18 protein-coding genes and 1 other RNA gene are annotated in these 19,867 nt (G+C 53.5%); 14 read left to right on the forward strand and 5 right to left on the reverse strand.

What is annotated here, in order from left to right; all coding sequences use genetic code 11:
- Positions 1–67: 67 nt before the first annotated feature.
- The 9 genes from ACQR3R_RS16685 (at position 68) to ACQR3R_RS16725 (ending at position 9,489) form a co-directional block, all read left to right on the forward strand.
- On the forward strand, positions 68–892 hold the full coding sequence (locus tag ACQR3R_RS16685) for a heterodisulfide reductase-related iron-sulfur binding cluster (RefSeq protein ID WP_428273368.1): 825 nt from the start codon (positions 68–70) through the stop codon (positions 890–892).
- Positions 889–2,343 carry a LutB/LldF family L-lactate oxidation iron-sulfur protein gene (locus tag ACQR3R_RS16690; RefSeq protein ID WP_428273369.1) on the forward strand — a complete coding sequence of 485 codons (1,455 nt, stop codon included), beginning with the start codon at positions 889–891 and terminating at the stop codon, positions 2,341–2,343. The genes ACQR3R_RS16685 and ACQR3R_RS16690 overlap by 4 nt, the downstream gene beginning before the upstream one ends.
- Complete coding sequence (locus tag ACQR3R_RS16695; RefSeq protein WP_428273370.1) at positions 2,343–3,014, forward strand: LUD domain-containing protein; 672 nt, start codon at positions 2,343–2,345, stop codon at positions 3,012–3,014. Before ACQR3R_RS16690 ends, ACQR3R_RS16695 begins: the two co-directional genes overlap by 1 nt.
- Positions 3,011–5,821 (forward strand): FAD-linked oxidase C-terminal domain-containing protein, encoded by a 2,811-nt coding sequence (locus ACQR3R_RS16700; protein WP_428273371.1) that lies wholly within the window; start codon positions 3,011–3,013, stop codon positions 5,819–5,821. The genes ACQR3R_RS16695 and ACQR3R_RS16700 overlap by 4 nt, the downstream gene beginning before the upstream one ends.
- 129 nt (positions 5,822–5,950) lie before the next feature.
- On the forward strand, positions 5,951–6,232 hold the full coding sequence (locus ACQR3R_RS16705) for a hypothetical protein (RefSeq protein WP_428273372.1): 282 nt from the start codon (positions 5,951–5,953) through the stop codon (positions 6,230–6,232).
- Between the two features lie 205 nt (positions 6,233–6,437).
- A complete protein-coding gene (locus ACQR3R_RS16710) occupies positions 6,438–6,713 on the forward strand; it encodes a hypothetical protein (RefSeq protein WP_428273373.1) in 276 nt (91 codons plus the stop codon).
- A gap of 96 nt (positions 6,714–6,809) precedes the next feature.
- Positions 6,810–7,207, forward strand: a transfer-messenger RNA (tmRNA) gene (gene ssrA / locus ACQR3R_RS16715).
- Between the two features lie 182 nt (positions 7,208–7,389).
- Positions 7,390–8,625 (forward strand): integrase domain-containing protein, encoded by a 1,236-nt coding sequence (locus ACQR3R_RS16720; protein WP_428273374.1) that lies wholly within the window; start codon positions 7,390–7,392, stop codon positions 8,623–8,625.
- A gap of 168 nt (positions 8,626–8,793) precedes the next feature.
- A complete protein-coding gene (locus ACQR3R_RS16725) occupies positions 8,794–9,489 on the forward strand; it encodes a hypothetical protein (RefSeq protein ID WP_428273375.1) in 696 nt (231 codons plus the stop codon).
- A 61-nt stretch (positions 9,490–9,550) separates the two neighbouring features.
- Here the strand turns inward: ACQR3R_RS16725 and ACQR3R_RS16730 are convergent, their stop codons facing one another.
- Positions 9,551–11,050, reverse strand: a complete 1,500-nt coding sequence (locus tag ACQR3R_RS16730; protein ID WP_428273376.1) for a DUF3987 domain-containing protein — start codon at positions 11,048–11,050, stop codon at positions 9,551–9,553.
- 8 nt (positions 11,051–11,058) lie between these two features.
- Positions 11,059–11,289 (reverse strand): AlpA family phage regulatory protein, encoded by a 231-nt coding sequence (locus tag ACQR3R_RS16735; RefSeq protein ID WP_428273377.1) that lies wholly within the window; start codon positions 11,287–11,289, stop codon positions 11,059–11,061.
- 870 nt (positions 11,290–12,159) lie between these two features.
- On the opposite strand from ACQR3R_RS16735, the gene ACQR3R_RS16740 reads away from it, so the two are divergent.
- Positions 12,160–12,483, forward strand: coding sequence for a hypothetical protein (locus ACQR3R_RS16740; protein WP_428273378.1), 324 nt, complete (start codon positions 12,160–12,162; stop codon positions 12,481–12,483).
- A 34-nt stretch (positions 12,484–12,517) separates the two neighbouring features.
- A complete protein-coding gene (locus tag ACQR3R_RS16745) occupies positions 12,518–13,486 on the forward strand; it encodes a DUF932 domain-containing protein (RefSeq protein WP_428273379.1) in 969 nt (322 codons plus the stop codon).
- Between the two features lie 415 nt (positions 13,487–13,901).
- On the opposite strand, the gene ACQR3R_RS16750 is transcribed toward ACQR3R_RS16745, so the two are convergent.
- Positions 13,902–14,246: a helix-turn-helix domain-containing protein gene (locus ACQR3R_RS16750; protein WP_218175716.1), complete on the reverse strand. Its 345-nt coding sequence runs from the start codon at positions 14,244–14,246 to the stop codon at positions 13,902–13,904.
- A 136-nt stretch (positions 14,247–14,382) separates the two neighbouring features.
- Here ACQR3R_RS16750 and ACQR3R_RS16755 point away from each other — a divergent pair, with 136 nt between their 5' ends.
- The 3 genes from ACQR3R_RS16755 (at position 14,383) to ACQR3R_RS16765 (ending at position 15,756) form a co-directional block, all read left to right on the forward strand.
- Positions 14,383–14,922: a GYF domain-containing protein gene (locus tag ACQR3R_RS16755; protein WP_428273380.1), complete on the forward strand. Its 540-nt coding sequence runs from the start codon at positions 14,383–14,385 to the stop codon at positions 14,920–14,922.
- 49 nt (positions 14,923–14,971) lie between these two features.
- The gene (locus tag ACQR3R_RS16760; protein ID WP_428273381.1) at positions 14,972–15,121 is read left to right on the forward strand and encodes a hypothetical protein; all 150 of its coding nucleotides are present in this window, start codon (positions 14,972–14,974) and stop codon (positions 15,119–15,121) included.
- 155 nt (positions 15,122–15,276) lie between these two features.
- Positions 15,277–15,756 carry a hypothetical protein gene (locus ACQR3R_RS16765; RefSeq protein WP_428273382.1) on the forward strand — a complete coding sequence of 160 codons (480 nt, stop codon included), beginning with the start codon at positions 15,277–15,279 and terminating at the stop codon, positions 15,754–15,756.
- 110 nt (positions 15,757–15,866) lie between these two features.
- Here the strand turns inward: ACQR3R_RS16765 and ACQR3R_RS16770 are convergent, their stop codons facing one another.
- Together ACQR3R_RS16770 and ACQR3R_RS16775 are read right to left on the reverse strand one after the other, a co-directional pair.
- On the reverse strand, positions 15,867–16,523 hold the full coding sequence (locus tag ACQR3R_RS16770; RefSeq protein WP_428273383.1) for a YagK/YfjJ domain-containing protein: 657 nt from the start codon (positions 16,521–16,523) through the stop codon (positions 15,867–15,869).
- A 536-nt stretch (positions 16,524–17,059) separates the two neighbouring features.
- On the reverse strand, positions 17,060–19,693 hold the full coding sequence (locus tag ACQR3R_RS16775; protein ID WP_428273384.1) for an AAA family ATPase: 2,634 nt from the start codon (positions 19,691–19,693) through the stop codon (positions 17,060–17,062).
- Positions 19,694–19,867: the final 174 nt, after the last annotated feature.

Genomic DNA, 19,867 nt, shown 5'->3' on the forward strand with positions numbered 1-19,867 from the left:
AAGCTTCCTCCTCTACATTCAGCAGCCTCAACGGACGGATAACCGGGCCCACCCGGAGATACGCCTGATGAGCGAGCTTTTTTACAACGCTGTGCCGAATGCGACCCGTGTCGCCCCGCCACTGCCCAAGCCTCGGCAATATCCCAGCGAAAAGCCGCAACGGGTTTACCTGTTCGGAACCTGCGTGGTGGATTTGTTCTACCCCGAGGCCGGGATGGACGCGATCCATCTGTTGGAGCGCGAAGGCATTCGTGTCGAATACCCGCAAGGGCAAAGTTGCTGCGGGCAACCGGCCTACACCTCGGGTTACACCGAGCAGGCCAGGACCGTGGCGCGCTCGCAACTGGCGCTGTTCGCGGGTGATTTTCCGGTGGTGGTGCCATCAGGTTCTTGCGCGGGCATGTTGCGCGAACACTACGCCGACTTGTTCAAGGATGAGCCACAAACGTTGAAACAGGTTCAGGCGCTCGCCGCCAGGACTTACGAATTGGCCGAGTTCCTGTTGTTCGTCTGCAAGGTACAACTGCACGACAGCGGCGAGCCGGTAAAAGTGGCGTTGCACACCTCTTGCTCTGCGCGCCGAGAGATGAATACACATTTGCACGGCCGTGAGTTGTTGTCGCAGTTGAGCAACGTGGAGCGAGTCGACCATAGCCATGAAAGCGAATGCTGTGGCTTCGGTGGGACTTTCAGCGTCCGTATGCCAGATATTTCCGGCGCGATGGTGGCTGATAAGACCCGCTCGTTGAAAGAGTCCGGCGCGCACAAGGTGCTCAGTGCCGATTGCGGTTGCCTGATGAACATCAACGGCTCGCTGGAAAAACAGCAGGAAGCGTTGCGCGGTCAACACTTGGCCAGTTTCCTCTGGCAGCGAACCGGAGGTGCCCAATGAGCACCTCGGCGATAATTCCTACGGTTACCGTGGAAGAAGATTTCCGCACCCGGGCTCACAAGGCATTGGGTGACAAGCAACTGCGAAATAACTTTCGCACTGCGATGGATTCACTGATGACCAAACGGGCAGCGTCCTTTAGCGATGCCCATGAGCGAGAACATTTGCGAGCGCTGGGCAATGCTGTCCGCGCCCGTGCTTTATCCAAACTGCCCGACTTGCTCGAGCAGCTTGAACAAAACCTGATCCGCAACGGTGTGACAGTGCACTGGGCGGAAACGGTGGACGAGGCCAATGGCATCGTCCTCTCGATCATCCGCGCTCACGAGGGGCGGCAAGTGATCAAGGGCAAATCGATGGTCAGCGAAGAGATGGAAATGAACCATGTCCTCGAGGCTCAAGGCATTGAATGCCTGGAGTCGGACATGGGGGAATACATCGTCCAGCTCGACCACGAAAAGCCTTCACACATTATTATGCCGGCGATCCACAAGAATGCCGGTCAGGTCGCGTCCTTGTTCCACGACAAACTTGGCGTGGAATACACCAAGGACGTTGACCAACTCATTCAGATCGGGCGCAAAGTCTTGCGCCAGAAATTCTTCGAAGCCGACATCGGCGTCTCCGGTGTCAACTTCGCCGTGGCCGAGACCGGCACGCTGCTGCTGGTGGAGAACGAAGGCAACGGGCGCATGACCACCACGGTGCCGCCGGTGCATATCGCCGTTACCGGCATCGAAAAAGTCGTGGAAAACCTGCGCGACGTGGTGCCGCTGTTATCGCTGCTGACGCGCTCGGCGCTCGGCATCCCGATCACCACTTACGTGAACATGATCTCTGGCCCGCGAAAAGAGCATGAGCTGGATGGCCCGCAAGAAGTGCATTTGGTGTTGCTGGACAACGGTCGCAGCCAAGCCTTCGCCGACAGTGAACTACGCCAGACCCTGAACTGCATTCGCTGCGGCGCCTGCATGAATCACTGCCCGGTCTACACCCGAATCGGCGGCCACGCCTATGGCGAGGTTTATCCTGGGCCTATCGGCAAAATCATCACCCCGCATATGGTCGGCCTCGCGAAGGTGCCGGACCATCCAAGTGCGTCGTCGTTATGCGGTGCGTGCGGTGAAGTCTGCCCGGTAAAAATTCCTATCCCGGCACTGCTGCGTCGCCTGCGTGAAGAGAACGTCAAGGCACCGGACAGCCCGCATCAAGTCATGCGCGGGCAAGGCAGCAAGTACTCGCGCAAAGAACGTTTTATCTGGAACGCATGGGCCAGACTCAACAGCTCGCCGACGCTCTATCGGTTGTTTGCTTTCTTTGCCACGCGATTGCGCGCCCTGGCACCGAACAATGTCGGCCCTTGGACGCAAAACCACAGTGCGCCAAAACCAGCCGCTCGCTCGCTGCACGACATGGCCCGCGAACACTTGGCCAAACAGGGAGACCGCTGATGAGCGCCAAACAAAATATCCTCGCCAAATTACGCAATAGTCTGACAGGCGCCACGCCAGTGCCTGACGAGTTCGACGTAGCGTTGGTGACAGCGCCTTACACCTATGCCCCCGAGCAACGCATTACACAACTGCGCAAATTGATGGAAGCGGTGCACACCGAAATCCATCTGACGTCCGGCGAAGGCTGGCCAGCCTTGCTGGCGCAGTTGCTGCGGGATCGACAGTTGCCAAGCCTGCTGATCGCTCCAACCACGGCGCACGGCCAACGCATTACCGAGCACTGGTCGAAAAATCCTCAGTTGCCGACACTCAAGTCCTACGACCGACCGGTTGAGGAATGGAAAGCCGAGTTGTTCAACGACACGTCGGCCAGCCTGACCGGCACACTGGGCGCAATCGCCGCGACAGGCAGCCTGATTCTGTGGCCAACGCGCGAAGAACCACGCTTGATGAGCCTGGTGCCTCCGGTTCATTTCGCCTTGCTAAAGGCCAGTGAAATTCGCGACAACTTTTATCAAGTGCAGCAGGAGTTTGAATGGGCTAAGGGCATGCCGACTAACGCGTTGCTGGTGTCCGGCCCGTCTAAAACCGCTGACATCGAACAAGTCCTCGCGTATGGCGCCCATGGTCCGAAAGATCTGGTGGTTCTGATTCTGGAGGACCAATGAGTCTGCCGGCTGCTTTCCTGCGAGATGCACAACAACTGATCCCACAAGCGCGACGCTTCGACGATCCGCTGTCGACGTTAGCCTTCGGCACCGACGCCAGTTTTTACCGGCTGATTCCCAAACTGGTGATCCGCGTAGAGTCTGAAGACGAAGTGGTTGCCCTGCTGCAACTGGCTCAGCGCGATCAGGTGCCGGTGACTTTCCGCGCCGCCGGCACCAGCCTTTCCGGTCAGGCCATCAGTGACTCGGTATTGCTTGTGCTGGGAGACAATTGGAACGGTCGTGAGATTCGTGGCGAAGGCACACAGATCCGCTTGCAGCCGGGCGTCATCGGCGCGCAGGCCAACGCTTGGCTCGCGCCGTTCGGACGCAAGATCGGCCCTGACCCGGCCTCGATCAACGCCTGCAAAATCGGTGGCATTGTCGCCAATAACGCCAGCGGCATGTGCTGCGGTACTGCGCAAAACACCTATCACACGCTGGCGGGTATTCGCTTGGTGCTGGCCGACGGTAGCCGACTCGACACTGAAGACGCGGCAAGTGTTACGGCGTTCCGTGACAGTCACGCTCCGCTGCTTGAGCGCCTGGCAACACTGGGCCGCGAAACCCGCGCCAATACCGAACTGGCTGCCAGAATTCGCCACAAATACCGTCTGAAAAACACCACCGGCCTGTCACTCAATGCGCTGGTGGATTTCGACGAGCCTGTGGATATCTTGAGCCACTTGCTGGTCGGTTCCGAAGGCACGCTCGGGTTTATCAGTGCGGTGACCTACGACACGGTGATCGACCATCCGAATAAAGCGTCGGCACTGATTGTGTTCCCGGACGTCGAAACCTGCTGCAACGCTGTCACGGTGCTGAAAAGCCAACCGGTTTCGGCCGTCGAGCTGCTGGACCGCCGCAGCCTGCGCTCGGTGCAGGACAAACCCGGCATGCCTGCTTTCGTGCAACAGCTGTCGAACAATGCCTGCGCGCTGCTGATTGAATCCCGCGCCGCATCCTCCACTTTGCTGCAAGAACAACTGGCGCAGATCATGGCGTCATTGACCGGTTTCCCGGTGGAAAAGCAGGTCGACTTCACTGAAGACCCTGTTGAAAACGCGCGACTCTGGGCGATCCGCAAGGACACCTTCCCTGCAGTCGGCGCAGTGCGTAAAACCGGGACCACGGTGATCATCGAAGACGTGACCTTCCCCGTGGAACAATTGGCGATCGGCGTGAACCGATTGATCGAGCTGTTCGACAAACATCACTACGACGAAGCGATACTTTTCGGACACGCACTGGAAGGTAATCTGCATTTCGTCTTCACCCAAGGCTTCAACAATCCGCAAGAAGTCGCACGCTATCAGGCGTTCATGGACGATGTTGCGCAACTAGTGGCGGTGGAGTTCGGCGGCTCGCTGAAAGCCGAGCACGGCACCGGCCGCAACATGGCGCCTTTCGTTGAGCTGGAATGGGGCAGCGATGCCTATCAGCTGATGTGGCAGCTCAAACGCCTGCTCGACCCGAACGGCATTCTCAACCCGGACGTGGTGCTTAGCGAAGATCCGCAAATACACCTCAAACACTTGAAACCTTTGCCGGCCGCCGACGAGATTGTGGATAAGTGCATCGAATGCGGATTCTGCGAGCCGGTGTGTCCGTCGAAAGGCCTGACCCTCAGCCCACGGCAGCGCATCGTCATATGGCGCGACATTCAGGCGAAGAAACGCGCGGGCGTCGATACCACCGAGCTCGAAGCGGCTTACGAATATCAAGGCATAGACACCTGCGCGGCCACCGGACTGTGTGCGCAACGCTGTCCTGTAGGAATAAACACCGGCGAACTGGTGAAAAAGCTACGCAGCCGCAATGCAACGCGTACGAAAACTGCCAATTGGCTGGAAGGCAATTTCGCCACGGCACTGCAGGGTGCTCGGTTTACCCTGCACGTGGCCAATGGCGCACGGATGCTATTAGGCGCGCCACGGCTGGCCAAATTGTCGGCGACGCTAACCAGGCTTTCCAAAGGCCAGGTACCGCAATGGACCAACGCCATGCCGCAGCCGGAAAAAGCCATTCGTTTCAGCCCAACGGTGCAGGATGAGCGCCCACGCGTGGTGTATCTGGCAGCCTGTGTATCCCGCGTCATGGGGCCAGCAGCAGGCGATAAAGAGCAGATGTCGCTGTACGACAAAACCCGGGGACTGCTGGAAAAGGCCGGTTACCAAGTAGTCTTTCCGGACAATCAGGACAACCTCTGCTGCGGCCAACCCTTCGCCTCCAAAGGTTATGCCGAGCAAGCCGAACACAAGCGTCAGGAAATGATCGCTGCGTTGCTGCACGCCAGTCGCGGCGGGCTCGATCCGATTTACTGCGACACCAGCCCGTGCACCTTGCGCCTGGTTCAAGACCTTGGCGATGTGCGCCTGGATTTGTACGACCCGGTGCGATTCATCCGTACGCACTTGATAGATCGCCTCGACTTCACGCCGCAAGAAGCGCCCATCGCAGTGCACGTTACGTGCAGCACCCAGCACCTTGGCGAGAGCCAGGCGCTGATCGACCTGGCTCGCAAGTGCAGTAAAAACGTGGTCGTCCCCGAAGGCATTCACTGTTGTGGTTTTGCCGGGGACAAAGGTTTTACTACCCCAGAGCTGAATGCTCATTCGTTAAGGACATTGAAGAATGCTGTGCAGCAATGCAGCGAGGGGATATCTACCAGTCGCACGTGTGAGATCGGTCTGACGCAACACAGCGGAATTGACTACCACGGGCTGGTCTATCTGGTGGACAGGGTCACTCAGGCAAAGGCCTGCTGAAAAAAATCAGAACCCTTGGGCGAGAAGGCAGTCCACAGAACAAGCTCCGAACAATCGGAGCTTTCATCCGTTCGATGGCCCGCCGTCACGGTCAACGACATCTGGATTACTCAGCTCCTGGAGATACTCATGAAGCGTTCTGTACTGTTAGGTCTGTTCGTTGCTGCCTCGATGATGGCCTCCACTTCGTTCGCCGCGGGTAAGCCAGAAAGCCTGTGCGAAGCGAATTTGCAGACAATCAACAACTCCAAAGCGCAGTACCAATCGTCGCCGGATCTCAATTCGCGCGTCTCGGCCAGTGTGCAAAGAGCCCAGACCCTCAAGGCCCAGGGCAAAATCGACGAATGCCTGGCAGAAACCCAGCAAACCATTCTGGAAATCCAGAAAGCGACTGGCGACGGTAATAAATAACCCATCAGCCGACCGCCCCTTTGGCCGGATCTGTGGGTTCGAGGTGGGTAAATCGACCTTTTTATGCCAAATGTAAAAAAAACCGAATTCCTGAGTGCCGTCGCGGTCGATTGAACAGGCCCTCTATCAACGCGGCCCGTTACGACCTCGGCATCGCAGCCAGACAGTCCGGCAGCACCGAGACCAACCATTCAAGGAGATACCCATGAAGCTTTCTGCAATTGCTGGATTGTTCATCGCTGGTGCCCTGCTCACGTCGCCGGTATTTGCGGCAGACAAAGACCTTTGCGCCGGGAATCTTCAAACGATAAAAGACTTCGTCACCAGCCAGCCTTCCATTCCGGAGACGTCAATGGACAACGTCAAAGACGCCCAGGCTAAGGCCGAAGCAGCTCAGGCGGCCGGAAAAGATCAGGACTGCGTGGAAATCACCAATGGCCTGATCACTAAGATGCAAATTCGCAATCCAACACGTAACTGATGCCTGAGGGGCCAACCTTCGGGTTGGCCTTCTGAGCTGTGTTGGCGTACACTGCGCACGCCTGTTGCTCACTATGATTCAACGAGTAACAGGCTCGGGGCCGTTTAGGATTCGACGCCGGTTGCGAAACTTTAGGTGCATGCCGAGTTGGTAACAGAACTCGTAAATCCACTGTTGCAACTACTTATAGTTGCCAATGACGAAAACTACGGCCAGGAAATGTCCATCGCTGCGTAAGCAGCCTTAGACCCTGAGCTTCTGGTACCTTCGGGTCCAGCAATCATTAGGGGATGTCTGTAAACCCAAAATGATTGTCATATAGAACAGAATCGCCGTGCAGTACGTTGTGGACGAAGCGGCTAAAACTTACACAACTCGCCCAAAGCACCCTGCCCTTCGGGTCGCTGAGGGTTAACTTAATAGAAACGGCTACGCATGTAGTACCGACAGCGGAGTACTGGCGGACGGGGGTTCAAATCCCCCCGGCTCCACCACTTCAACATCTAAAGACGTCCAAGGACGTCTTTTTTTGTGCCTGAAATCCAGTAAATACAGGGGTTTCAGGTCCAAACGGGTCCGATGGTATCTGAGCTCATCCTACAATTCGTGTATTCCACGTGGTATTCCAAGCCCACGACTGGTATTTTTTGGAATACACGCAGCATCGGAGGTCACCATGGGTGCCCAAGCCACGCGGCTTTCAGACATCAAAGTTAAAGCAGCGAAACCAAAGGAAAAAGACTACATCCTCACTGATGGCGACGGCCTTCAGATGAGGGTGCGTGCCAACGGCTCAAAGCTGTGGAATTTTAACTACATCCACCCTGTAACCAAAAAACGGATCAACATGGGGCTCGGTACCTTTCCAGAGGTGAGCCTGGCTCAAGCTCGGAAACGGACAGTAGAATCCAGGGAGCTGGTGGCGCAAGGGTTCGATCCGAAAGAGAAGCGTGACGCGGATCGGCAAACTTTAAGAGCGACTACGGAACACACTTTTAAGAATGTAGCTACCGCATGGTTCGAGCTTAAGAAAGACTCTGTTACTACTGCTTATGCTGAAGACATCTGGCGCTCCCTTACGCTGCATGTTTTTCCCGATTTAGGTGCGATACCGATCTCAACGATCACGGCTCCGGCCGTCATAAAACTGCTTCGACCGCTCGAGACCAAGGGCAGTCTCGAGACCGTAAAGCGACTAAGCCAGCGTCTTAACGAGATCATGACCTACGGCGTTAATTCCGGTTTGATTCACTCAAATCCACTCACCGGCATTCGCTCGGTCTTCAAGAAGCCAAAAAAGAAAAACATGGCGGCACTCGCACCCGATGAGCTGAAAGAACTGATGGTTACGGTGGCCAATGCCAGCATAAAAAGGACAACACGCTGCTTGATCGAGTGGCAGCTTCACACTATGACCCGTCCAGCTGAAGCGGCTACTGCACGCTGGGCAGACATCGATATCGGAAAGCAGATCTGGACGATACCGCCCGAGCGGATGAAAAAGCGTCGCACGCATATCATCCCCCTCACCGAACAGGCTTTGAGCCTCTTGGAAGCCATAAAGCCGCTCAGCGGGCACCGTGAGTTTGTCTTTCCAGCAGACCGGAATCCCCGTACGCATTGCAACAGCCAAACTGCCAACATGGCGTTGAAGCGAATGGGGTTCGAGGGCCGCCTCGTGAGCCATGGGATGCGCTCGATGGCCAGCACCATCCTCAACGAGCACGGCTGGGATCCTGAACTAGTCGAGGTTGCGCTTGCTCACGTCGATAAGGACGAGGTGCGCAGCGCTTACAATCGGGCCGATTACATAGAGCGCCGGCGCCCGATGATGAAGTGGTGGAGCGAGCATATCAACGAAGCTGCCACAGGAAGCCTTTCGATGTCCGCGATCATAGATAGGAAGGATTGAAACTTTTACTCACAGGGGTCGACCAGCGCGTTCGCGCACGGACTTCCTTGATAAACGACGGTTGCTGATGGCTGATTCGGCATGTTGCTTAACCTTATCCTCCACGGCTCCGGCTTTATAAAAGCCGAACCCAAATATCCCTAACTCAGTAGTACATAGGAGAAAAGCATGCCGCCCCTCGATGACTGGACACCCGCTCCCGTGAGCGCACTAATGGAATTCGAAAATATAACCGTTGAGCAAACCGTAGCCAATCTGTTAGATAAAATACAAGAGATCGAGGACGTACTAAGCCCAGGAAGAAAAATAAAACTAAAGTTAATCCTGCTATGTAAAGAAATTGAAGAGCTCACCACAACAAGAGATGACCTAGCGTCGATTAACGGACTTATAGTCACTGATCAAGGATCGTGGGAAGAGCAAACTCACACTGCCCACAAACAAGCCTGCTACTATGCCGCTATGACCTTAATCGAACAAACGAACGGTAACATTGTCGGAACCATGGCAGCGCTTTCAAAAGCAGCATATTACGCGGGAAGGGCAGCAGGTTATTCTCATCACAGAAGAATCACAGCGGTAGAAAAAGCCAGAAAGGCAGGCCTCACAAAGGCATCCATAACGCCTCGAATAAATCAAAAAATAATTGAACTTCTCAGTACAAATAAACCACGCCATGGATGGAGCGGAGTGCACCACGCCGCAGAGTTACTGACACCACCATTACACCACTTCCTGAACAATGAATTGGACTTGAAGAAAGCAGATGTTAAATCTGTACATTCGGTCATCACCGCCAGCATTCACGACGATGCATACGTTCTAAGATCTTATCTTGAAAACGCGAACAAACGACAGCGATGATGCCTTGCGCTCAGAAACATTACGACCTAAAGCAGCATTTTTTATAAAATAACCTTAGCCATCAAAACCCAACTCCCCCTCTACACCCCTGACCGAAATACCCAGTAGTCCCCCCGCTATTGCCGGGATGCAGATTAATTATTTGCCCTCCCGACCCATAAGTCTTATTAACGACACCACGAACCTGAAGTACCTCCAAAGCATTATCTAATCGTTTTTTATCTCGCACTCGACTTGGGCCATATTGCCTAACAATATTCTTTCTCATAGAAGGCCCTTTGATACAACTCTGTTTTTTTAGCCAATCGAATAACTCGTCTGCATCGATCTCTCCCTCTCCTTTTCCATCGAATAGTTTCAAGAACTCACTCGAATACCAATTGCCGACGTTAATAGCTAAATTCAATGTTGAAAGTGAAATATCTCCTTCAAAATTTTCAAAACAATGAAATAACGCCGCCAAGCGAGCAATATTGTCGGCTAGTTTTGAAGCGTGATCGCTAGCCGAATTCAAACGTCCATCTGGCCTCATCTGACTCTCGATTTCATTGCTAAGGCTGACCCAGCGTTGGGCAGCCTCAGGTGAAAAATCGACAATAACTCTTTGAGGCTTAATTCTATCTAGCAGTTCGACATTCCGTTCGACGTAATCCGCAAGGCGATCAGCGAACTTCTCAGAGTGCTCACGGCTTATCGTAACTCCCTCAACTTGGCGACTGCCCTGAGTTGACTTCGGCTGACAGACTAGGAAACGAGCCCATAGACCCGAACCTCGTGCTGCCTCACCACGTACCTGCATATAGCTCTTGAAGCCGCTCTCTTGCACCATCATCGCCACAGTGAGTCGAGCATCGTCAAGCTGAAAACTCTCGGCAGTCACTCGGTCCACTGCAATCGGATCACCGCTCCACAAGGAATTCTGCTTAGGTAGGTCGTTTAAGGCAGGTCCATTCAAAACACCCAGACCCTCTCCCGAAATCAGCCCCGCACTTGGAAGGTCCTGATGCAAGCCGCGAAACAGAGCTTGCGAAGTAGTGTCCTCGTAGAGCATTTTGAATTTCCTGGGCCTTTTAGGGGCCGTTTCTGAATGCTCGCAAAGCCGCTGTTCCGCTTCAGTTGTTACCATCCCCTTAACCGCAAGCGTAGCAATAGCTTTCTGAATGGCCTTATCTTTTAACTCCCAAATTTTAAACTGATTCCTCCAGACTGAAAGGTCGCTCTCATAACGCTCAAGCATCTGACTTTGAAACCTTCGCACACCTGCAAGAAAAATATTCTCGACTGTAGATTTACGCTCCCCCGAGTTTGCTATAGTCAAAATCATTAATGAACAGGGAACACTGCCTCCTAGTGGCTTTCGCACATCAAATAATCCCTGTAACCCAACAGACATCGCGGTGAGCGCGGAAGAGAATATTAACGGTATGGGTGCCTTTACATTAGCACGCACCTCATCCACCGCTGCATTAATCAATGGCAATCCAATCAGACTCGGAAACACGTTATCATCAGCAGCAGGGATATCTAAAAATCCATACATCTTTGTTATCACCTTATCCATTTTCAACACTAGCAATTTTTATGATTCAGCTTTGATTGAATCCAATCAGATATATCAGCTTCCAACCATCCGACAGCTGCTCCTCCGAGGCTGACAGGGCGGGGGAAAGAGCGGTCATATCGAGGTGACTTCTCATCCAACCGATCGTAGATGGTCGAACGACTCAAGCCCACTCGGTCCAAAACGTGTTTCAACCTGAGGATTCTCACGGCTGGTGTACTGCTGCTCTCGTGATTCATGATGCTGGCCTCCAAAGCTCGAGGCCAATTTATCGGGATCTACACTTTTTGTACTGCAGGTGCTTAAAGTCACGTTTAAAGACGTCATAAAGCAGGCTACAAGCCTAGTATTTGTTGGCCTGTAGCCATTTTTTAAAAAAATCACCATCTGCGAAAATCGACACCATATTGAGCTGCTACTCCTGCTACTGATAGCAGGAGTAGCAGTAGGGATCGGGCACCACATTTGCTTCGCGTTACGCCAACGCTTTGTGGTGACGGCCAGGAGGCCGCACGGGAAAAGTCAGCGACCGCCCCCCCAAGTGAGTGACTTCACTCCGGGCTTCCATCATCTGAAGCCGGCGCATGGTTCGATCAACATGTTTGCACTCAGGGCCAGCAAGTTGCCGCTGACCCGTATCGGCTGATCGCTTCGGCCTTCGGCCAACTGGAAGTCGCTGGGCTAACGTTCGAGGCCACGTTCGCCAGGTATGGCAAACTTGACACCCTCGACATCGCCGAAATCGATAAGCGAGCAATGTTACGGGGCCTTCAGCGCTTCATCTTAAAAACGGCATCGCAAAAATCACCAAGAAGATCACACCTACCAAGGACATATCAGGCTGCTACTCCTGCTACCAGTAGCAGGAGTAGCAGTAGGTCCTTGCCCTGGATTACAGCGCCATCCGATGAAACCGGCTCGTTGCGAGCCCTACACGCCCCCTCTCCGACAGCCACCACCAAAACGTTGTTACCCCCGCTGGCTGAGCTAAACAACCGGATCGTTACCGGAGCCTTCAAACAAACAATTTTCAGACCTAAATCATTCACTTGAATAACCAGCGCTATGCCTTTGCACACTCTTAATTAACTTTATTATTGGACTTAATCATGTTGATCAATTGCCCAAGCTGTCACTCCACACACGTATCAACAAAAGACCTTGGCAAGAAAACCGGCGGAACTATTGGCGTCATTGGCGGGGGAACCAGTGGAGTCGCTGGTGCCATTAAAGGTGCAGAGTTTGGTGCAGCACTGGGAATTGCCGGCGGCCCACTCGGCATTACGCTGGGCGGTATTGCCGGAGCCATTCTCGGAGGTCTGGTTGGCGCTGGAGCTGGGGGTATGGCAGGCGCAGCTATTGGCGAAAAGATTGATGATCGAATACTGAATAACTACCAATGCACCCAATGCCACTACACGTTCAGTCTTTAAACAATCGCAGAGCAATTACTTTAGGAGTTACACCATGGCTCATCTTATCGATCAAATGGCTTATGTCGGCGCGACTCCCTGGCATGGCCTGGGCAGTCGCCTCACTGAAAAACAACCATTGGAAGTGTGGCAACGAGAAGCCGGTATGAACTGGCAGATCCAAGAAAGCCCGGTGCATTACAAAGCTGACAGTGTCGGTCCACTGGGTAGCATTCACTCCTTCCCCGAACAGAAGGTGCTGTTTCGCTCTGACACTAAAGCACCGCTGTCGGTCGTTTCACAGCGCTATCAAGTGGTCCAGCCACGTGAGGTGCTGGAATTTTATCGAGACCTGACCGAACGCTCTGGCTATGAGCTGGAAACTGCTGGCGTGTTGAAAGGCGGACGCAAGCTCTGGGCGCTGGCGCGCACCGGCCAGTCGACCGCGCTCAAAGGCAATGACGTAGTGAATGGCTACCTGCTGTTGGCCACCTCCTGCGATGGCACGCTCGCCACCACCGCAACGCCGACCACCATTCGTGTGGTCTGCAATAACACCCTGACGATTGCCATCGACGGCGCCCGCCAAGCGATCAAGGTGCCGCACAGCACGCGCTTCGATCCACGTGCCGTCAAACAGCAATTGGGGATCACCGTGTCGCAGTGGGACGATTTTATGTACCGCATGCGCACACTCGCCGCACGCCCCGTAAAAGACCATGAAACCAACGACTACCTGCGCAGTGTGTTGTGTGAAGCACACACCGGTAAGCCCGAGAATGCGGGGCTCTCGAATGAGCGAGCTTTAAACAAGGTGTTGAACATGTATCAGGGCCAGGGCCGAGGCGCGGAGTTGGCAGCCGCGAAAGGGACAGCCTGGGGGCTACTCAATGCGGTTACCGAGTATGTCGATCACGAACGCCGGGCACGCAGTAATGAATACCGCATGGACACCGCGTGGTTTGGTCAAGGTGCGGTCATCAAACAGCGAGCACTCAACAGCGCATTGCAATTGGTGGCCTGAGGGGGATTGCCGCTGATCAACCTATTAACTCACCCAGAATCGGAAGCGAAGATATGACTCCCCACTGCCTTATCTGCGAATCAGTAGCAATGCTCTCCAAGGAAAACGCCAACACAGCTGTCATGCTCATTGGGACAATTGATAGCGTATTAAGCAGCATGAACCAAGCCTATTCTCCTCTTGCTGGCGGCATCAGACCGTAAGCAAGGCATGAGAGTCATTTGGCACGGTTCTTAGAGTTGCTAGGTGACGGCATCTCTGCTGCTATAGCTGGATGCAGCTCGATGGTGGCGTTTGCCCAAGACGTGCAGAAATAACAGTTCAGGCGCTATGACTATCTCTGCCTAACGTGCGGTGCTCTGTTCAACCAGGACTCCAGCAGCGCTCCCCACAACCTGTAAGAGTCATCTCGCGATCACTCCTTCTTCAACCGCTCCGCCAAGCGCTCAACCAGCTCCACCACCATCAACCGATCCTCGTGATCCAGCTGCGCCAGCAACCGACTGATCCGGTTCGCCTGATCATCGGGACGTGAACTGGCTTCGGTCAACAGATCCGCCACCTCGCAATCAAAGATGCTGGCAAACGCCACCAACCGCTCAATATTGGGCACCACCACACCTCGCTCGATCCGGGACACGGCTTCATTGCCGATCCCTAAGCGTTCGGCCACTTCTTCCTGCGTCAAGCCACTGCGAATGCGTTGTTTAGCAATTGCACGGCCTACCACACCCGCCAAAAACGTCTGATCAGTATCCATCACATCACCTCCCCATCTCAACCTAGATGGTTGGGCATCACCTCATTGACATGAAGAACACAAAAAGTTGAATATCAACCTACAAGGTTGTTATTCATCTGTTTGTGCCAATAATCAAAAACCAAGGACTTTTTCCATGCCGCAAGCAACAAGCAATCAACAATGGTTTTACGAAGAAAAAGGCCAGCGCCAGCCGGCCAGTGAACAGCAAATCGTCGAACTGATTCGCTCAGGCAAGCTGACTTACGGCTGCCTTATCTGGAAGACCGGACTGGAAAACTGGATTCAGGTCGAAAAGACCGAGTTTCTCCAACACCTGCAAGCGACATCACCGCCGCCCCTCACCGGCGCTAACGTCAATAACACGGTGGTCTGGCTACTGGCGTTTGCGCCACTGCTGGGTTACCTGCTGGAAGCCTTTATCGCTGGAGCCACCGGGGGCGGTCAGCGGGCACTGAGTGAGGGCCATTACTGGTACCTCACCGTGCTCTTGAACATCGCCTTGAGTCTGTTCGATGAAAAGCGCTTGAAGAATGCCGGGCACGAAACCCGCCGCCTCAAGGGCTGGGTGTTTATCGTGCCGGTCTACCTGTACCAACGGGCCAAGATGCTGAATCAGAACCTGGCGTACTTCATCGTCTGGCTCGGCAGCTTCGCGATCACGTTATTCGCTTGATAGCGCCTCACTAAACCAACGGTGCTTCCTACCATTGTGGAAGCAATCCATGGAATTACAGATGCCTCGATTAACTACCACGATCGGCTGGGTAAAACGCATTGCTTTGCGGACGTTGACCATTGTCTTAGACCACCGAGACGGATTACTCCTGACCGCGCTGATCATCGGGCTGGGCGTTCTCGCGGGGATGGATTAAATACTGACCTTCGCGCCTACTCACGCGTATCGCAGCCTGCACCACCTCACACACCAATACGTTCCCCACTACTCGTCTTGTCATCAAGGCGACGGGGACCGTCGCCTCGCATACGCGCTAGCAACGAATCACTTATTTATCCAAAGGTATGAAACATGAAATTGCTCAAAATACTGATGTTACCGCTTTTGTTCAGCAGCATCGCCGCGCACGCGGCCAGCTATTGCGACAGTAAAGCGACCCAGCAAGCAACCAACGACTGCTACCGGCAATCCATACTGACTTACAAGAAAGGCATCGATAAGTCGCTGACTGAGCTTATGGCAATGCCTGGGCAAACGGCTCAATCTAAAGAGGCCATCGAGCGGAGCCAAAGCACATGGGAGATTCAAGTGCAAAACACCTGTAGGGACTTTTCCTGCTTTGAATATCAATTCATTGGCCGCTTGACCCAAATCAACAGACTCAAAGAACAGCAAGGCAAAAACAACGCCAGCGCTCAGCCGATTAAAGCCGATCAGTGCCTCGCCGCGTGGGTGCACGCCTATAGGCAAGAGGAAGGAGAAGACGCCATGGTCACTGCCGATCAATCGAGTGAGTGGGAAGACTGGTGCCGTGCAGGCAAGCTGCCTTAGGCGCATTACGCCACGGCACGATCAGCATCCTTATAGAGGGGCGCAGGATGACACCGCGCCTCTCTATATAGACAGCTCACTTAGTGGTATTTTTTTGCCCTTTCAATACCTTAAATCCTGCTACAGCCAAATCCGTGCTGACCATCACCAAAGACCTTGGTCGCAGCTTTGCAGAGGTAGCTCGCTCTTTTGAACAGCTCATTCTGGCCCTCAGATTGACCACGATCCAGGTAATACACTGGTTTGTCAGGTATATGAACAGCCCCGCTAATGGCCTCCACAGAGAGCCTCAGAGCACCCGCCCAAGCAGACTCCAGCCGATGAAATATGTTATCGCTATTGGACTTGAAGTTTCCAAGCACGGTAAATGCATCTCTGTTTAGCAGGATCACCAAGTGATAATGGGGCAATCCGTGCTGACCAATTTCACGAGCCCACACGTACCTCACATTGCAACCATGAGCTTTGGGATTCTTCAGGCGCGCCATCCTACGATTATTTCGAATTTTGGCTTTAAAGGACTCTATAAAGCGATCAATCACTTGGTTGGTATAAGCACAGGCAGGTAACTGCACATTAGTTGGTAGACGAAGATCCACTCTGAACGCAAAAGCCCTTGAGTACTGATCAAGAGTCCGTTGAACCGTCTCATTAAGACGACTCAAATACTCATAAACAAAAGGGCCTTTATCTGCTTGTATTGGCTTGCCTAAAAAGTCCGGGCCGTAGTACAGTCGGAGATTCGTATTATTCGGATGACGAAGCATGTCGGTACTCCAATGTATGAGGTCATACACATCTCCGTACCGAGTAATCTTTTACAGACCCATCAGCCACCGACATTGCAGCTATGGTCTTCGTGGAAGACCACTACTTCATGGTCTGACCTACAACATGTCCGCCTTACTTATCTGGACACTTACGGAGTATAGTAAATCATACTACCAATACCGAAACTTAAAAATATCTGTTTTCTACACAATGCCTAATAAATCGGGCACGAATCAATATCCAGAGAGATATAAATACTCTGGAGAAAAATCATCCGACAAGATAACCACTTACCTCAAGCACTGAAGGTAAGTGGTTGGCAAACTCACCTTAAAACCCTGAGTTATAAGGACCATTGTTTTCAAGTATTTTAAGCTGGAGAAATCACCCTTAATGTCAGGGTTGCCATGCCCAACATAAGGGAGTAAGCAGCCAGCAAAGCTTTCGCTTGCTGGCTCCTAATGCATTGCAACGGTTAGAGCTGGCGTTGCCTCCCACCTTCTCGATAGCAAAGAATGCTACCGCCCAAGTGTTAATGCGCGAGGGGCGCCGCAGATGCCGGACCGGCTTTGCGTTTCCTAGCGGTGGCGAGACTGCGAGTATCGATTTTCTCGCGCCAAGATTCCAAAGCCATGATGTCTGCGAGCAATTCTTCTGGCTCGGGAACCGCGATTCCACCCATTACAGCTTTGTCGTGGGCATAGTTGGAGCACTTCGACATGCCGGCATTCACTTGATCATAGTCGGTGTCGTCGACGACAACTCCAGCAAGGCGTTGTGTTTCCACGCCTTTGCGAAAGCGTATGACTACTTCACGCAACAGCACCTCTTCGACAGCGCGCTCCCACGCCATGCGCAACCGGAAATAGGCGTCGACGGTTTGCTTGTAATGCTCCTGCTCCTCGCCGTCCTTGAATAGCTTTGCGATTTTTTGTTGCTGCGCCTTCAATGCGCCTATCCGTTTGCTAGCATTTTTGCCTTCGAATGGCAGCTCAGGATCTGCAATTCCAAAGCCTTCGGCTCGGCGTGTAAGGCTTTGCGTGACAATTGGTACACCAGCACGTTTCGCCTCTTCGACTAGAAGGCAAAGAAAGTAAATATCGTGGGTGAAGATGATGACTTGGCGTTGACCAGCCTCAATCGACAAGCGCTTAGCTACGCGTTCGCGTCGACGATGATCAAGCGAGGACACAGGGTCATCAAAGACGATCCCACCGTTTCCGCCAGCAAGGCTCACCTCCGCGAGAAAGGAGCCTATAGCAATTGCACGTTGTTCACCTTCACTCAGGATGTCGCCTGGACTACGGGTTTGGGGCAACTCCAGCTTGAGCTTATGCAACGGTTTACCTTTGTCGGCACGGCTTTTTAAGGAAACCTGCAGCAAACCAACTCCCAGTGTCTTGAACTCTCGATTGAGTGCATCCTCCAAATCTTTGGATACAACCTTCTCTGCGAGTTCGGATGCTTTCAAAGAAATATTTGTGGTCTTGATTGCCCCTAAACACTTTGCAAGCCGAGCTTGATGCACAAGCCGGCTTACGGCCGTGACCACAGCACTTTTGATTTCTTTCAGTCGCACCCGAGCATCAAGTGCAGTGAACAACTTTTGGAGTTCGGCACGGGCATTCTCGTCTGAGGCCTTTTCTAGGACTTCAGCATCTGCATTCAGCTTGTCGGCTAGTGCTTGAAGTCGCCCTGCCGGATTCACCAGTTCCTGATCAGTGCCGGACCAATCATGCGAAATTACAGCCGTTTTAACTGCGTCTTGACGAGCCGCTAGTGTTTTCGCAAACAGCCTGGTGTCTGTGGCGAGCTGCACATCTAGGGCCGCAATTTCGCCATAAGTAACGTCATCCAAATCGATCGTTAGCACGTGTGCAATAAATGGCTTGTACTGGCCGTATAGCGCTAGGCGGCGCTGCTGTGATGTTTTTTCAGCCTCTTGCTGAATGAAGGCCTCAAAGCGCAGCAAGCGCTCAGCGCCCTCAGTCAGAGGCTGTTGGCACAACGGGCAAGCCGAATCAGCCCCTAACGCAGGAAACGCTTTATCAGGATGTGATTCGATGGAAAATTTGCGCGCCGCGTCGAAGAGCTCACGCCATGCCTCGCCGCCGGTGCCGGGTAGTAAATTCTCTGCTTCTTTGAACTGCTGGGCTGCCAGCGAAGATGCTACCTGCGCTGTGCGGTATGTATCCGCTAAGCCGTGCAGCTGAGTAACTACCGCCTGATTAACCAGCGCTGACTTAGTGGTCACGTTTGTCGCGACGGTGGTGATGCGGCGGGCAAGCTGACGCAACTGAGTGGCCTTCTCCTTGGGATTACTCTCCTTCAGGCTTTTGTCCCATGCGTCACGCTGGGCCACATCCTCCGGTGTCAGTGTCGTCAGTGCTTCGATCTGTGCCTCTGTCGTTTTCGCCGACAGTGTCGCGATTAGTTTGCCAACTGGTGTGTCACCTTGCAGCGGGGCAAAGGCGGTCAAGTCGACTGTAGATTGCGCGCTCTCCGCATCGACCATGACTTTCAGTTGCCGGCAGAGCTTTGCCAGTCCCTCGAATACATCGAGCCCGTAGGGCACATAGGAAAAGTCATCCTCGTTATCAAGGTATGCGCGCGCGCATCGAGTATCAAAAATTGTAAAGGACGACAACAACGCAGGCGCTGGTTGGCCATGAATCCACTGCACATCCTGAACAACGCCGTCCACGCTGATTTCGAACCAGGCTTCGGCTGTAGCTGGTTGACCAGCGGGAAGATTGGCATTAGGAAGAATTGGTTCCATCTGATCGCGAGCTCGGCATGCGCGCTTGAGCACTCGGGAGTACCCGGACTTACCCGAACCGTTGTCGCCATAAATTACTGTCATTCCCGTGGCCCCAAAGGGGAGGTGCTGATTCTCGGCAATGGCGTTGACGTGTTGCAGGCTCTTCATTGCCCGCAATTCGATGTGCGTTGTCAGCTTAACCGGAGCGGGAATCTGGTCGGCTGCCAGTGGCTTTGGAACTCGACCTTGGGGGTCGGGGATACCATGGGATACTTTGAGCAGTGCGAACAGGTCATCTTGATCATCTGCACTCAAGGTTTGATTTGCCAGTAATCGAGCAACCGCGTCGCTCTGCCATTCAGGTAAACCCTGAGTCCAGTCTAAAATTTCCTGCAATATCGACATGGGTATCCCTCTCTGATGGGTGCGCTTCCGTTCTCTTGACGCCATCAATACCCGCCTCGCGCTTGTTTGCAACTGAATTTTATTTTCAATTGAGAATAACGGGGCAGCACACTAAATTCAGCCTAATCTGAAAGGTTTCGGTCAGCTCAGATCTGGCCTGCTATCCCTGTTCTC

The organism is Gordonia sp. IEGM753, from assembly GCF_050321825.1.
GTDB lineage: Bacteria > Pseudomonadota > Gammaproteobacteria > Pseudomonadales > Pseudomonadaceae > Aquipseudomonas.

Bases quoted from the DNA above. Each gene is read 5' to 3' on its own strand.
- ACQR3R_RS16685 (WP_428273368.1), top strand. From the start codon at position 68: ATGAGCGAGCTTTTTTACAACGCTGTGCCGAATGCGACCCGTGTCGCC.
- ACQR3R_RS16690 (WP_428273369.1), top strand. From the start codon at position 889: ATGAGCACCTCGGCGATAATTCCTACGGTTACCGTGGAAGAAGATTTC.
- ACQR3R_RS16695 (WP_428273370.1), top strand. From the start codon at position 2,343: ATGAGCGCCAAACAAAATATCCTCGCCAAATTACGCAATAGTCTGACA.
- ACQR3R_RS16700 (WP_428273371.1), top strand. From the start codon at position 3,011: ATGAGTCTGCCGGCTGCTTTCCTGCGAGATGCACAACAACTGATCCCA.
- ACQR3R_RS16705 (WP_428273372.1), top strand. From the start codon at position 5,951: ATGAAGCGTTCTGTACTGTTAGGTCTGTTCGTTGCTGCCTCGATGATG.
- ACQR3R_RS16710 (WP_428273373.1), top strand. From the start codon at position 6,438: ATGAAGCTTTCTGCAATTGCTGGATTGTTCATCGCTGGTGCCCTGCTC.
- ACQR3R_RS16720 (WP_428273374.1), top strand. From the start codon at position 7,390: ATGGGTGCCCAAGCCACGCGGCTTTCAGACATCAAAGTTAAAGCAGCG.
- ACQR3R_RS16725 (WP_428273375.1), top strand. From the start codon at position 8,794: ATGCCGCCCCTCGATGACTGGACACCCGCTCCCGTGAGCGCACTAATG.
- ACQR3R_RS16730 (WP_428273376.1), bottom strand. From the start codon at position 11,050: ATGGATAAGGTGATAACAAAGATGTATGGATTTTTAGATATCCCTGCT.
- ACQR3R_RS16735 (WP_428273377.1), bottom strand. From the start codon at position 11,289: ATGAATCACGAGAGCAGCAGTACACCAGCCGTGAGAATCCTCAGGTTG.
- ACQR3R_RS16740 (WP_428273378.1), top strand. From the start codon at position 12,160: ATGTTGATCAATTGCCCAAGCTGTCACTCCACACACGTATCAACAAAA.
- ACQR3R_RS16745 (WP_428273379.1), top strand. From the start codon at position 12,518: ATGGCTCATCTTATCGATCAAATGGCTTATGTCGGCGCGACTCCCTGG.
- ACQR3R_RS16750 (WP_218175716.1), bottom strand. From the start codon at position 14,246: ATGGATACTGATCAGACGTTTTTGGCGGGTGTGGTAGGCCGTGCAATT.
- ACQR3R_RS16755 (WP_428273380.1), top strand. From the start codon at position 14,383: ATGCCGCAAGCAACAAGCAATCAACAATGGTTTTACGAAGAAAAAGGC.
- ACQR3R_RS16760 (WP_428273381.1), top strand. From the start codon at position 14,972: ATGGAATTACAGATGCCTCGATTAACTACCACGATCGGCTGGGTAAAA.
- ACQR3R_RS16765 (WP_428273382.1), top strand. From the start codon at position 15,277: ATGAAATTGCTCAAAATACTGATGTTACCGCTTTTGTTCAGCAGCATC.
- ACQR3R_RS16770 (WP_428273383.1), bottom strand. From the start codon at position 16,523: ATGCTTCGTCATCCGAATAATACGAATCTCCGACTGTACTACGGCCCG.
- ACQR3R_RS16775 (WP_428273384.1), bottom strand. From the start codon at position 19,693: ATGTCGATATTGCAGGAAATTTTAGACTGGACTCAGGGTTTACCTGAA.